Below are 14,174 nucleotides of genomic sequence, written 5' to 3'. Positions count from 1 at the left end.
AAGTATGGATGATAAAAAAGAAGCTGACAGGAAGTTTTATGGTCAACTGTTTTCTAAAGCAGGATGGACCCTGGGAATAGTAGTAGTTCTAGCTTTATTATATATATTATTTCTGCCAAAATCATTGGATAATGAAGCCTGGAAATGGCTTATCATTGCTATTGCGATTACCAAGGCATTTTTAATAGTAAGAATTACTTTTACCCAGTTAAGCAAGATACTAGGAGATAGTCATTATTTAGAACATGTTTTAAGCCTTTTTACGCTAATAATAAGCCTTATTGTGCTTTCGTTTGCGTCAGATTATTATGCGCTTTATTTAAATGAAGCAGCAAATTTTAAAACGAGTTTAGTGTTTACAGAACCCTCAATATTTCTATTCTTTGAGTTTTTCTATTATTCGCTTATCTCATTTTCTACAGTTGGTTATGGTGATTTTGTGCCTGTGTCATTATCGGCTAAATTCTTAGTGATTTTGGAAACAATTCTCTATTTCTTCGTGCTGGTCTTTGGAACCGCAAATATCAACCGAATTAACATTAAAGATTAAATTTTTGAGCCTCAAATTAAACTATATATTAAAAATCAAAACAATGAAAAGAAATCTTAGAAGCTTAACAATGCTCAGCCTAATTGCTGGAAGTTTAGTGATTTTCTCCTGTAAGAATGAAGAAAATAAAGAAGATGGGCCAGAGCCTATGCAGAATGAGATGCACCAGCCAGATGAACAGGCTAAAGCAGAAACTTATAAGGGCGAAGAAATGCAAGCCGAATTTAAAGATGAAAACACCGCAGAAATCTATACCTTGTATGTAGAGATCAAGGATGCCTTTGTTAATACAGATGCCGAAGCAGCCGGTGAAAAAGCTGCAAAACTCGCAGAAAAAGCCAGCGAGAACGAAGGTATAGCGGCTATAGCAAATACCATTGCAGAAAGCGACGATGTGAATAAACAACGTGAGGCTTTTTCTCAACTTACAGAAGTAATGGAGCCTGTGTTAATGAATGCTTTGGAATCTGGAGCAATTTATAAGCAATATTGCCCAATGGCTTTTGAAGGAAAAGGAGACTATTGGTATTCAAATTCAAAAGATATTTTTAATCCTTACTACGGAAATAAAATGCTGAAATGCGGTAGGGTAGAAGCAACCATTGAATAATTAAATCATTTTTAAGGTCGGTTAAACATTTTTGATTCTCCAATCTGAATTTTTAACCGACCTTATTTCTTATAAATCATACCTATTTTGAAAGAAAACATTCTGCATATAAAGAATATGGTTTGTGACCGTTGCCTAATGAGTGTTGAGAAGACTTTGCAACAGCAAAACCTTAATTATATAAACATAAGTTTGGGCAGGATTGAATTTGAAAACGAACTTTCTGAAGCTCAATTCCAAAGTCTGGAAGAGGAACTCAATGCGAACGGTTTTGAAATTGTAGCTGAAAGAAATAACAAAATTGTAACCGATATAAAATCCTTGATTATAGAATTGGTTTACGAACATAAAGATGCAGGAAACAAAAAACTTTCTGAAGTTTTAAGTGAAGAATTGCATTACGATTACAGTCATCTCACCAACATTTTCTCTAAAGCAGAAGGACATAGTATTCAAAGTTTTCAGAATAAAATAAAAGCAGAACGCATTAAAGAACTTTTGGAATACGGGGAGTTGAATATTTCAGAAATTGCCGATAAAATGGGCTTTGGCAGTGCCGCTTATCTTTCTACTTTCTTTAAAAAAGAAACAGGGATGAATCCTTCTCAATTTAAATCACAACATCAGGATCGTAAGTCGCTGGATAAACTTTAAGAGGGTTTTTGCCACGAATACACGAATATTTTCTAGAAATTAAGTTTGATTCATTCCTAATGAGAAAGCTTGTTTCACGGGCGGGGATATAAACAATTTCTGGACAGAGATTTCTATTTAATTCGCGAATTAGTGGCCTTTTACTCGATAATCGAGATTAAATGCTCCAAGGCTTGCCTCGAAATCAAATTGTATTTTCCAATACTAATGTTTCGTGAGCTTGCTCCGAAGTAGTTTACCATAATTAATTATCACCATCTTTTCCCATTTTCTTAAAACTTCTTACCATAATTTTAAAACCCATTTCTGTTTTTAGTAGTTAATTTCGTTGTAAACCAATAAAAACCAATATTATGAGAAATGAAAAAATGCTGAAAGCATTGGGAAATTGCATTAACCATTGTAATTATTGTGCAGATGCCTGTCTGGATGAAGACAATGTGAAAATGATGAAAGATTGCATTAGAACCGATAAGGTTTGTGCAGAGGTTTGTAGCACCCTTAACCAGGTTTTGGCTACCGATTATAAAAATGTAGACGGACTCGTAAAATATTGTATCGAAGTTTGTAATGCCTGTGCAGATGAATGTGGACAACACGAGCACGATCATTGCCAGGAATGCGCAAAAGCTTGTCGTGAATGCGTGAAGGCTTGCGAGGCTTATTTAGCATAGAATTTAATTTTTTAAGGCTGTTTGAATTATTAGTTTTAATCACGTCATGCTGAACTTGTTTCAGCATCTAGGTTGAAAGAAATTAGAACCTGAAACAAGTTCAGTTTGACGTCTACCAGGAAAAATTCGAACAGTCTTTTTTCTTCAATCATATTTATGAAACATACCTATCAAATTTCCGGGATGACCTGCATGGGATGCAGAGCCCACGTTGAAAATTCCTTAAAGAGCGTGGAAGGTGTTACCAATGCTAAAGTAGACCTCGAAAAAGCCAGTGCTGAGATCGAGATGGAAAAGCATATTGAACTTGAAAAGTTCCAGGCTGCCCTTGAAGATAGCAATTACGATATTTATTTAGCCGATGAGGTTCCACAAACTTATTCGGTAAGTGGAATGACCTGCAAAGGATGCAGCGATCATGTTGAAGCCACATTAAATAAAGTTGAAGGAGTAAAAAGAGTAAAAGTAGGTCTTGAAAAGGCTGAAGCTAAGATTTTTTCGAAAGAGAATATTCCTTTAAAGAAACTACAGCAGGCTTTACAGGATGATGGTGGGCATTATCAAATTCACGAACCCGGAGAAGAAGTAAAACCAAAAAAGAAAAAACCTAAAGGTGAAGGCACAGGCGTTTTCTATTGCCCTATGCATTGTGAAGGCGATAAAACTTACGATAAGCCCGGTGATTGTCCTGTTTGCGGAATGGATCTGGTAGAAGAAGCCAGCCTAAAACCACAAGCTACTACCTATACCTGCCCAATGCATCCAGAAGTGGAGCAGGATGGTCCCGGTTCCTGCCCCAAATGCGGAATGGACCTGGTACCTAAAGAACCCGAAGAATCTTCGGAAAGTAAATCTTATAAAAAACTGCTTAAGAAGTTTAAAATAGCCGTAGCGTTTACGCTACCTATTTTTATTATCGCGATGTCTGAAATGATTTCAGGCAATCCACTTTATGAAATTTTAGATCAACAATATTGGAATTGGATTCAATTTGGGCTTTCCCTGCCAGTTGTTTTTTACGCTACCTGGATGTTTTTTGAACGTGCTTGGCGTTCTGTAAAGACCTGGAATCTAAATATGTTCACGCTAATTGGGATTGGAGCAGGAGTGGCCTGGATCTTTAGTGTTTTCGGGTTAATATTTCCAGACTTTTTCCCTCCACAGTTTAAAACTGAAAGTGGTACGGTACACGTTTATTTTGAAGCGGCAACCGTTATTCTAACCCTAGTTTTACTCGGCCAGGTTCTCGAAGCCCGGGCCCATAGTAAGACAAATTCTGCAATTAAAGAATTACTAAAACTCGCTCCAAATAAAGCGATTAAAGTTGTTGATGGGGAGGAAAAAGAAGTTGCTATAGATGATATTCAAGAGGGCGATACTCTAAGAGTAAAACCCGGCGATAAAATTCCGGTAGACGGAACTATCGAAAACGGGAATTCCAGCATAGATGAGTCTATGATTACCGGGGAACCTATTCCGGTAGATAAAGTAGAGGGAGATAAGGTGAGTTCGGGAACTATTAATGGCAACAGAAGCTTTACGATGAAAGCCGAAAAAGTGGGAGAAGAAACTCTCCTTTCTCAAATTATAAAAATGGTAAATGATGCCAGCAGGTCGCAGGCGCCAATTCAAAAACTGGCCGATAGGATTTCAGCTTATTTTGTGCCTATTGTGGTGCTAATTTCAATAATTACATTTGTGATTTGGGCGATTTATGGCCCTGAACCTTCCTATGTCTATGCTCTTGTAAATGCTATTGCGGTATTGATCATAGCCTGCCCCTGTGCGCTTGGCCTGGCTACGCCAATGTCGGTAATGGTAGGCGTAGGAAAAGGAGCCCAAAATGGAGTTCTAATCAAAAATGCCCGTGCCCTGGAAGAGATGGATGATATTGATACCTTGATTATTGATAAAACAGGAACCATCACTGAAGGTAAACCCAAAGTAGAAAAAGTAGAAGTAGTTTCTTCTGAAGAAAATAAGGAGGAAATTATAAAACTTATTGCTGCGGTAAATTCCCAGAGTGAACATCCTCTGGCTAAAGCAACTGTAGATTTTGCAAAGAATCAACAACTTGAATTTTCAAAAACTTCAGATTTTAATTCCGTTACCGGAAAAGGGGTGACCGGAATGGTAGACAATCAGAAAATAGCTATTGGAAATGAAAAGCTAATGCAGGCTGAAAAAGTTGAGATTCCTTCAGAAATAAATAAAAAAGTAACTGCAGAGCAGGAAAAAGGTAAAACCGTTTCCTATATATCGCGAGATGATAAATTAGTAGGTTATTTCACAATTACAGATCCTATCAAGAAAACCAGTAGAGAAGCCTTGAAATCTCTTATGGATGATGGCCTGGAGGTTTATATGTTTACCGGCGATAATGAGAAAACTGCAAAATCTGTGGCTGAAGAACTCGGGTTAACCGGCTTTAAAGCTGGAATGCTTCCAGAGGATAAGCAAAATGAAGTAAAAAAACTTCAGGAAAAAGGAAGAAAAGTAGCTATGGCAGGCGACGGAATTAACGATGCTCCTGCTCTGGCCCAGGCTAATATTGGAATTGCTATGGGAACCGGTACAGATGTAGCTATAGAAAGTGCTGAAATCACTTTAGTGAAAGGGGATCTAAAGGCGGTTAAAAAAGCAAAGACTTTGAGTAAAAAAGTGATGCGGAATATTAAGCAGAATTTATTTTTTGCTTTGATCTATAATACCCTTGGAGTACCTATAGCAGCCGGGGTGCTATATCCTGTTTTTGGACTTTTACTTTCTCCAATGATCGCAGCTTTAGCCATGAGTTTTAGCTCGGTTTCGGTGATTGCAAATGCATTAAGGTTGAAGGCTGCAAAATTGTAATAAAAAGAAAGCAGCAAAGAAGATAAATTTTATTTGGCTCAGATATAAAATTTAGATTTTCGATTCTTCAGATGCTGCTATCATTTCAACACTCAAACAAATTCAACTATTTAGTCAAAAAAATCCACTTTGATCTTTAGTAATCTCCTACTAAAAAATCTTTTTCATAGCAATTTAGTGGGGCTTTTAATATAAGACTTCAAGAAATGAAAAAGGTTTAATATAAAATATAAAAAAAACCACCGTGTAGGGACGGTGGTTTTCCAAATAAAAAATGTTGAGGTTATTTGATAGGATTTAAAATTAAATCTATTCTTTCTAAAGCATCCTGAAGATGATATTTAGTTAATTGATCACTTGTGCGGTTAACTGCTCTTCTAATTTGGTTTTGTAGCGTTTTTAACTCACCTCTAACCACCGGGCGAATATCACTTTGAGCAACATCTATGTTACTTCTGCTAATGTAGCTTCTGTAACGCGAGGGGATACTACTTTGTTCCTCTGTCATTAAATGCTCCATTCTACCAATATAGGCACGTTGAAGGTTTCTACGATAGCGATCTGTAGCGCTTCCTGAAGAAAGTTCACTCCAGATCCCGGTTCTAACATCGGTCATCATATCCAGTAAACCATAAGCTTGATCACCATTTATCTCTTCATTTTCCATTAAACGGGCCATTCTACCAAAGTCTAATAGATTATTAAGGGTTCTTTCCTGCATATTTCTAATGCGCTCTACCTGCCCATCAAATTCAATTTTGTTGAAGATTTCCTGGTCTATCATCCATTCTGGAGTTTCAAAAAGTTGCTCTTGTAAAAAGTTCATCGCTTTCTTTTGATGAGCTGCATCTACGTGAGAGTAAACGGCACCTTCTTGGTCATAAGTTTTATAATGCTCATAAACACCACCAATATTGGCCGTGACATGGCCCATATATCTATTAAACTGACTTAGAACCTGACCGTACATATCGTCAAGATCGTCGTAATTTTTACCATCTTCAGCAGTCCACTCGATTAATTTCGGCATAATGCGCTTCAGGTTTTTAATACCGTATTCACTGGCCAAAACTGCATCGTCACCAAGATCTTCAGTTTGAGAACTCGGGTCTATAACTCCGCCACTTTGCTGACTTCCGAAGCGATATAAAGGATCACCTGCTTTTGCAAGAATCCATTCATCTAGAATTTCTTTTTCTTCTTCAGCTGTTTTATCTAAAATTGGGCGATAACCCCATTCAATAGCATATTTATCATAAGGTCCAATATCTGGCATTAATGCAACATCACCATCTTCAGGCTGGGCGATATAATTAAAACGCGCATAGTCCATGATAGAAGGTGCGGTACCAAATTCAGCAGTAAATTCAGGATCACGAAGATCTTCTACGGCGTAAGCAACACTACTTCCCATATTATGCGGAAGACCTAAAGTGTGCCCAACCTCGTGAGAGGAAACGAAACGAATTAATCGTCCCATTACTTCGTCCTCAAACTCAACGCTACGTGCATCTTCGTTTATAGCTGCAGTTTGTACAAAGAACCAGTTTCTAAGCAGGGTCATTACGTTATGATACCAATTGATATCTGATTCTAAAATCTCTCCAGAACGCGGATCACTAACGTGAGGCCCGTTTGCGTTTGGAATTGGGGAAGCCAGGTAACGAACTACTGAGTAACGGGCGTCTTCCGGACTCCAATCTGGGTCTTCTTCTTTACTTGGTGGATCTTTAGCAATAATTGCATTTTTGAATCCGGCAGCTTCAAAAGCAACCTGCCAGTCTTCAATCCCTTGTTTTATGTAGGGAATCCACTGTTTTGGAGTAGCGCGGTCTACATAATAAACAATTTGTTCTTTTGGTTCTACCAATTCTCCATTTTCAAATTTCTCTCTGTCTTCTTCTTTTACTTCAAGTCTCCATCGGTCAAGATATTTTACTTCTTTACTTTTTTGGGCATCAAGCCCATAATCTGTTTGGCCGCGAGCAAACCAACCAACACGCTGATCGAAATAACGGCGTTTCATTGGTTCTTTAGGAAGTAAGATCATAGAATTGCTAAACTCTAATGAAATAGAACCGGTACTGGCATTAGAAGGTGGTTCGCCTGCACTATAGGTTTTTACGTGTCTAACTTCAATATTTTCAGGATAACTACGAATAGTATCTATGTAAGAACGACTATCGTCTAATCGGGAAACTTTGTATTCTTTTCTCGAGCGGTCCCTTAGTCCAAGTGCTTGCACATCTTTAGTGTAAAGATCTGTAACTTCGATAACGGTAGTTTTATTTACAGAATCTTTTCCTACAGTTTTCACAGGGAAACGTTGTAAAACTGGTTCAAAATTAGAGTTTACCACTGCTTCATGAACCGGAAGTGAATCTGCTGCGTAGATTTCGTGAGAAACAACTCTTAAAAGTACGTGGCCGTCTTTTTTCTGCCAGCGGTGTACCTGGGTGTTCTGCTTTCCGCCGCCAAAACCAATTCCGGTAGCTGTTTTTGCAATTCTTGTTACCGTAAGCATTTCACGGTTAAAAAGACTATCTGGAATTTCGTAAAAATATTTGTCGTCTACTCGGTGTACAGTAAATAAACCTTCGTCGCTTTTAGCGTCTTTTGTAATTACCTTGGCGTAAGGTTCCAGGTCACCATTCTTTTTTGAAGCTTCTTTTTTGGAGTCATCAGCCGAAGATTTATTGGGCTGAAAAACTGCACAACTAGAAACCGATACCGATAAGGCTACTAAAAACAGCTTATGCGTAAATCGTTTGGTCATAAAGTTTAATTTTGGTTTGTGTGATTAATTTGAAGTGATAGATTTTCTGAAGCGAAATGCTTAAATGAAAAAAGACCACCATTATGGTGATCTTTTGACTATATAGACTTAAAAAGGTTTAAAACGAAGTTAATATTTCTAAAATTTTAACGAACGTTTAATTCCTTATTTTATTTTAAGCAGGATATTTTAAACCGCCTTTATTTTCATGGTTTCGTCATCTTTAAAAACATCGATCATTTTATGTTTTCTAAGTGATTTAAGGGTTTTGTCCCACTTTTTATTACTTAATCCAGAATTAGTTTTTATAGTTTCCAACTCCTGAATTTCGTCATTTTTTAATAGCTGAAAGACCGCTTTTTCATCTTCGCTAAGTTCAACAGCTTTTCTTTCCGGTTTCATTTGCGGGAAAAATAGAACTTCCTGGATTGATTGGTTATTGGTTAAGAACATAATTAAACGATCCATCCCAATTCCTAATCCAGATGTTGGAGGCATCCCGTATTCTAAAGCTCTTAAGAAATCCTGATCTATAAATTCGGTTGCTTCGTCGTCTCCTTTTTTGGCCAGTTTTAATTGTTCTTCAAAACGCTCACGTTGGTCTATAGGATCATTTAATTCAGAATATGCATTTGCGATTTCTTTTCCACAAACCATTAGTTCAAAACGCTCGGTTAACTCTGGGTTTTCGCGGTGCTCTTTACAAAGCGGACTCATTTCCTTCGGATAATCAGTAATAAAGGTCGGTTGAATATAATTTCCTTCACATTTTTCACCAAAAATCTCATCGATGAGTTTTCCTTTACCCATAGTTTCATCAACTTCAATTCCCATATCTTCAGCTGCTTTTCTAATTTCCGCTTCAGATTTTCCGGTAATATCAAATCCGGTAAATTCTTTTATGGAATCAGTCATGGTAACGCGTTTGTAGGGCGCTTTAAAATCTATTTTATGCTGGCCAAAAACAGTTTCCGTAGTATTATTTACTGCAATTGCACAATGTTCCAGAAGGGTTTCTGTAAATTCCATCATCCAGTTGTAGTCTTTGTAGGCTACATAGATTTCCATCGCCGTAAATTCTGGATTGTGGGTTCTATCCATCCCTTCATTTCTGAAGTTTTTCGAGAATTCATAAACGCCGTCAAATCCTCCAACGATTAATCTTTTAAGATATAATTCATTGGCAATTCTTAAATATAGCGGAATATCTAACGCATTGTGATGAGTGACAAACGGTCTCGCAGCAGCACCACCGGGGATAGATTGTAAAATTGGCGTTTCAACTTCGAAATATTCCCTTTCATTAAAGAAATTTCGCATCGCGTTAAACAATTTGGTACGCTTTACAAAGATTTCTTTAACCTTTGGATTCACGGCCAAATCGGCATAACGCTGGCGGTAACGGTGCTCGGGATCTGTAAATCCGTCGTAAGTGTTTCCGTCTTTATCTGTTTTTGGAAGTGGTAAAGGACGAATAGATTTGCTTAGCAAAGTGAAATCTTTCACCATCACGGTCATTTCCCCAACCTGAGTTTTAAAAAGTTCGCCTTCAATTCCTATAAAATCGCCTATATCCAGCAATTTTTTATATATATCGTTATACTTGCTTTTATCTTCCCCGGTACAAATTTCATCACGATTAAAATAAACCTGAATTTTACCTTTGGAGTCCTGTATTTCGGCAAAAGAGGCTTTCCCCTGGATACGGCGCGACATTAATCTACCTGCCAATACCACTTTTTTTCCATCTTCAAAATTCTCCTTTATTCCCTTGCTGGTGTCTTTTACCGGGAATAAATCTGCCGGATAGGGGTTAATACCAGCTTTTCTCAATGCAGAAAGCTTTTCTCTTCTTACTATTTCCTGTTCAGATAATTGCATACTCGTATTTGAATTAATTACTTGCTTTGGCAAAACGAGTGCAAATATAGTGACTATGTGGCTACCAACCAATGCGATATAAACCTGAATTTTTGATAAAATTTTTACGATAAAAAATGCAGTTCTTTATGAAATAAGTTTCTGTATTTATAATCTTATCTTTGCGACCTATTTGATAAAAGTTTTAGATTATATGAGTGTTTGGCGGGTAATTCTTTCGGTTTTATTTCCACCCCTTGCGGTTTACGATAGGGGTTGTGGGTCTATTTTAATTGTATTAATCCTTACTATTTTAGGTTGGATTCCGGGAGTGATAGCGGCACTTATTATTCTGAATAATCCGAGAAAAGGCGTATGAACAAGTATATAAATTTACAGAATTTAGGGTATAAGGATTATAAAGAAATCTGGGATTACCAGGAAAGTCTATTTAAGGAGATTTTAGATTTAAAGATAAAAAACCGAAGACAGAATTTAAATGAAATTACGCCCAATTACCTTTTAATGGTAGAGCATCCTCATGTTTATACTTTGGGTAAAAGCGGCGATATTAAAAACTTGCTTATTTCTGAAGCCGAACTTGAAAAAAGGCAGGCCAAATATTATAAAATTAACCGTGGCGGGGATATCACTTATCACGGCCCGGGACAATTGGTAGGTTATCCAATTTTAGATCTGGATAATTTCTTCACAGATATTCATAAGTATTTGCGGTTCCTTGAAGAATGCATTATTCTCACCTTGGCTGAATATGGATTAAAAGCTGAGAGAAGCCAGGGTGAAACCGGCGTTTGGCTTGATGTGGGAACTCCTTTTGCCAGAAAAATTTGTGCTATGGGCGTGCGTGCCAGTCGCTGGGTCACTATGCACGGTTTTGCACTAAACGTAAATGCTGATTTAGGCTATTTTGACCATATTATTCCCTGCGGAATTGAAGGCAAAGCGGTTACTTCTTTGAATGTAGAACTTGGTAGAAAAGAAATTCCCCTGGCTGAAGTTCAGGAGAAGGTTTTGAAGCATTTTGCTGAATTGTTTGAAGCTAAATTCGACTAGAGTTTATATAATAAGATTTCATTATCATCGCCCCTTACCGTAAATTCCAGGCGCTGGTCTATATCAGCATTATTTAGATTTATACCAGATGTGCCATAAACCGGAAAGCCATGAAGTAAATCTCCATTACTGTCAAATAAATAAACTTTCTGGGTTTGAAGATCGGTTAGGCTGATGTAATATTTATCGTTGAGGTAAAATATCTTTGGTTCAGTGTAAAGTCCGTAATCGAGATTCACTTCGGTATTTCTAATTTTCAGGATATTTTCTGATAAGCTAACAAGCAAATTCGGTCTGGCCGAAATTCTGTGATTTTCGCTAAAATTGGTTTTTTCTGCATTTATTTGACCATTTTGCATCACTTTTATAAGATTTCCTCCAGAATTAGTAGAAACGAAATCATTTTCAAACTCATACCATTCGTTTTCTGAAAAAGCTATGCTTTCTTTTACGTTTACACGATGCTCTCCCTGCCGACTTAAAATATTTAGTTTGCCCGATTTTTCAGGAAAAACGATATAATCTTTATTTTGAATTCTTAAATGTTTTGGAGCTTTTAATATTTCAGATTCGGTCTTTCTGAAATCGAATCCTTTGACACTTTTTCCGTTTTTATCATACATAAACACTTCGTCATTTTGAGTAATTAAAAAGCGATATTTTCGGTTACTATCATAATCAAAAAGCGATAGTGGTTGGGTAATCTCATCTTTAAATTTTAAAGGAAATGGTTTTACTGCGTTTCCATTTCGGTCTAAAACCTCAATAGAATAGGGGGTTGCAAAAGTGAGCTGAAATCTTCCATTTTTGAATACATCTACCTGTTCAATTTCACCTAAAATTGGGCCGTCCAGTTTTTTCTTCCAGAAAATAGTGCCTTTGTTAGAAATAAGGTAGAGCGTATTGTTGATGTCCTGAACAGCGATATCCATTTGATTATTCAGATGATTTTTTACAAGAACGGGCTCGGTTAGTAAATCGGTTTCCAGGTTTACCGAAAGGATTTCTTCTGTTTTGGTGTTTGAATTACTTTTGTTGTTTTGCGCCTCTAAGGTACCGTGTATATGGGCAAAATCTCCTTCTTCCACCAATTGTAAAAAAGCGAGTTTATGATTTCCGAAATTTAAATTCCTCATCTCACTATTCAAACTATTTGTAACTGCATTTGCGAGATTAGTTGTTAAAGCCTCTGTTCTTGCTACTATGAGCAGAGAGGATTCCTCGGCAAGATTTTGCTGATTTTCCTTATAATCTGGATGATTTTCCAGAGTATTTTGGTTTACATAGTCCCCAATTAATTGTCTTAATTGTGGGATGTTATTGGCGAAAATTAAATATTCGTCGATAGCAACAACAAATTGCGTATTTAAAGGAGAAAATAGAGGATTAAGAATATTTTTAAAAAATTTAGGGTTATTTACTTTATAAATAGGAAAGTCACGATAGTTTTCTTCTAACTCTGCGTAATTTGAAATTAAATCGGTCGCTTCAGTACTTATTAAGGTTTTTATCGCGAATAGCTCATCTTTTTCAGCGTAAATTATCCCGGCTTCTGTGATTTGGAGAATAGGATTATTCTGCTCGATTTCCGAAGAATCCTGGTTAAATGATTTTAAATTTTGAAGAAATATTTCCGGATTTTTATAAGCTGCGGCTACAAACCCAGTAGCGTTTTGAGGAGTGATCCTGGCGAATTCTATAGAAACTGCTCCAGCGTTTTTAAATAATTGGTGAATATTTTTGCCATTTTGAGGAATGCTTAGGCCGTTAAAAGAAATTCCATTTTTAGAAAGGTCCAGATCTATAGCACTCCAACCGGCATAATTTTTAAAATTTATAAGATTTAAATTTGGAAATAAGCTTTGCTCGAGATCTTTTAGCCTGGCGTGGTTTAAAATTATGGAAGTTTTATTTGGGGAAATAGCTTTATAAATTCTATTGAAGCCTTCATCTCTAAGCAGGTTTTCCTTTTTTAGGATTTGTCTTAATTTATTCTCTGAAGTAGAAATAACAAATGGAGAATGCTCTTCTGAAACAAAGAACTCATTTTCTTCCAAAATCATTTTTCTGTAGTTTAGGCCTTCCACTTCTATTTGTTCAACAGATTTATTTTGAATAGAGTCTAATTGAAAACCTGGTTCATTCTCAAATATTAAAGTATATATCAAATTATCCTTTTCAGATACTGAAATCGTTATAAGGGCTTCCGTAAGAGAATCGGCGAACTTTAGAAAACCCAGTTTCTTGTAGATATGGTCTTTAGCGTTGAGCTTATTTTCTTTTAGGAAGCTAAAATCTCGTAATTCCTGTTTTAAATTTTTAAGATTAGCGGTTTGAATAATAACCGAGGCATCTTCAGGAATGTATTTAAAAGTTTCTATAGATTTTTCCTGGTTTTGACAGGAACTAAGTATGAGTGATAATAAAGTATAGAAGATAATTTTCTTCATAAAACTTAAAAATTTCAACAAATATAGGTGTTATAAGGAAAGTTTCAACTGCTCTGGTAGTAGTTTAAAGCTTTTTCTATGATAAGGAGTGCTTCCATATTCTCTAATGGCCGCGCGATGTTCTTTTGTTGGATAACCTTTATTTTGTTTCCAGTTATAGACCGGAAATTCCAGATGAATATTTTCCATATATTCATCTCTAAAGGTTTTTGCTAAAATAGAAGCTGCAGCAATACTTAGGTATTTGCCATCTCCTTTTATAATACATTCGTAGGGAATTTTGCCATATGGTTTAAATTTATTGCCATCTACAATAATATGTTCGGGTTTGCATGTTAACTGGTCTATTGCCCTGTGCATAGCCAAAATTGAAGCATTTAGAATATTGATTTTGTCAATTTCTTCCATAAAAACGTGTGCGACTCCGTAGGCAATTGCTTCCTTCATTATAATTTTTTTAAGATTGTTGCGATCGCTTAACTTTGTTTGTTTAGAGTCATTTAACAATTGATTTTTAAAATTTTTTGGTAAAATCACAGCAGCCGCTGTTACCGGTCCGGCAAGACAACCACGTCCAGCTTCATCGGTGCCTGCAATTGCACATGGTAGGTTAAACATTTTTAACATGATGCAAAAATTGTAAGATTCTGGGGTTTAAACAAAACTATTTTCG

The 14,174-nt window shown here is 36.5% G+C and carries 11 protein-coding genes; 7 read left to right on the top strand and 4 right to left on the bottom strand.

From position 1 onward, the window contains the following. Nucleotides 1–4: 4 nt before the first annotated feature. From FG27_RS05985 to FG27_RS05965, 5 genes are all read left to right on the top strand, one after another. A complete protein-coding gene (locus tag FG27_RS05985; protein ID WP_037316815.1) occupies nt 5–550 on the top strand; it encodes an ion channel in 546 nt (181 codons plus the stop codon). A 43-nt stretch (nt 551–593) separates the two neighbouring features. Next, nucleotides 594–1,160, top strand: a complete 567-nt coding sequence (locus FG27_RS18640; protein ID WP_051935772.1) for a DUF3347 domain-containing protein — start codon at nt 594–596, stop codon at nt 1,158–1,160. Nucleotides 1,161–1,247: 87 nt separating this feature from the next. Then, a complete protein-coding gene (locus FG27_RS05975) occupies nt 1,248–1,814 on the top strand; it encodes a helix-turn-helix transcriptional regulator (protein ID WP_231563289.1) in 567 nt (188 codons plus the stop codon). 353 nt (nt 1,815–2,167) lie between these two features. Continuing rightward, nucleotides 2,168–2,488 carry a four-helix bundle copper-binding protein gene (locus FG27_RS05970; protein ID WP_037316809.1) on the top strand — a complete coding sequence of 107 codons (321 nt, stop codon included), beginning with the start codon at nt 2,168–2,170 and terminating at the stop codon, nt 2,486–2,488. 156 nt (nt 2,489–2,644) lie between these two features. Next, nucleotides 2,645–5,341 carry a heavy metal translocating P-type ATPase gene (locus FG27_RS05965; RefSeq protein WP_037316806.1) on the top strand — a complete coding sequence of 899 codons (2,697 nt, stop codon included), beginning with the start codon at nt 2,645–2,647 and terminating at the stop codon, nt 5,339–5,341. Nucleotides 5,342–5,624: 283 nt separating this feature from the next. Here the strand turns inward: FG27_RS05965 and FG27_RS05960 are convergent, their stop codons facing one another. Next, nucleotides 5,625–8,117 carry a zinc-dependent metalloprotease gene (locus tag FG27_RS05960; RefSeq protein WP_037316803.1) on the bottom strand — a complete coding sequence of 831 codons (2,493 nt, stop codon included), beginning with the start codon at nt 8,115–8,117 and terminating at the stop codon, nt 5,625–5,627. Between the two features lie 189 nt (nt 8,118–8,306). Further along, a complete protein-coding gene (lysS, locus tag FG27_RS05955) occupies nt 8,307–9,998 on the bottom strand; it encodes a lysine--tRNA ligase (protein WP_037316800.1) in 1,692 nt (563 codons plus the stop codon). Between the two features lie 193 nt (nt 9,999–10,191). Here lysS and FG27_RS18940 point away from each other — a divergent pair, with 193 nt between their 5' ends. Both FG27_RS18940 and lipB read left to right on the top strand, forming a co-directional pair. Then, nucleotides 10,192–10,356: a YqaE/Pmp3 family membrane protein gene (locus FG27_RS18940; RefSeq protein ID WP_075327910.1), complete on the top strand. Its 165-nt coding sequence runs from the start codon at nt 10,192–10,194 to the stop codon at nt 10,354–10,356. Next, the gene (lipB, locus tag FG27_RS05950; protein ID WP_037316797.1) at nt 10,353–11,051 is read left to right on the top strand and encodes a lipoyl(octanoyl) transferase LipB; all 699 of its coding nucleotides are present in this window, start codon (nt 10,353–10,355) and stop codon (nt 11,049–11,051) included. The genes FG27_RS18940 and lipB overlap by 4 nt, the downstream gene beginning before the upstream one ends. Here the strand turns inward: lipB and FG27_RS05945 are convergent. Both FG27_RS05945 and FG27_RS05940 read right to left on the bottom strand, forming a co-directional pair. Then, nucleotides 11,048–13,501, bottom strand: coding sequence for a hypothetical protein (locus FG27_RS05945; protein ID WP_037316795.1), 2,454 nt, complete (start codon nt 13,499–13,501; stop codon nt 11,048–11,050). The two genes, lipB and FG27_RS05945, sit on opposite strands and share 4 nt — an antisense overlap. Nucleotides 13,502–13,531: 30 nt before the next feature. Continuing rightward, nucleotides 13,532–14,128 (bottom strand): ribonuclease HII, encoded by a 597-nt coding sequence (locus tag FG27_RS05940; RefSeq protein WP_037316792.1) that lies wholly within the window; start codon nt 14,126–14,128, stop codon nt 13,532–13,534. Nucleotides 14,129–14,174 lie beyond the last annotated feature (46 nt).

The sequence above is a fragment of the Salegentibacter sp. Hel_I_6 genome (genome assembly GCF_000745315.1).
GTDB lineage: Bacteria > Bacteroidota > Bacteroidia > Flavobacteriales > Flavobacteriaceae > Salegentibacter.
Note: the sequence above shows the minus strand (reverse complement) of the source record. Positions and strands in the feature narration are given on the sequence as shown.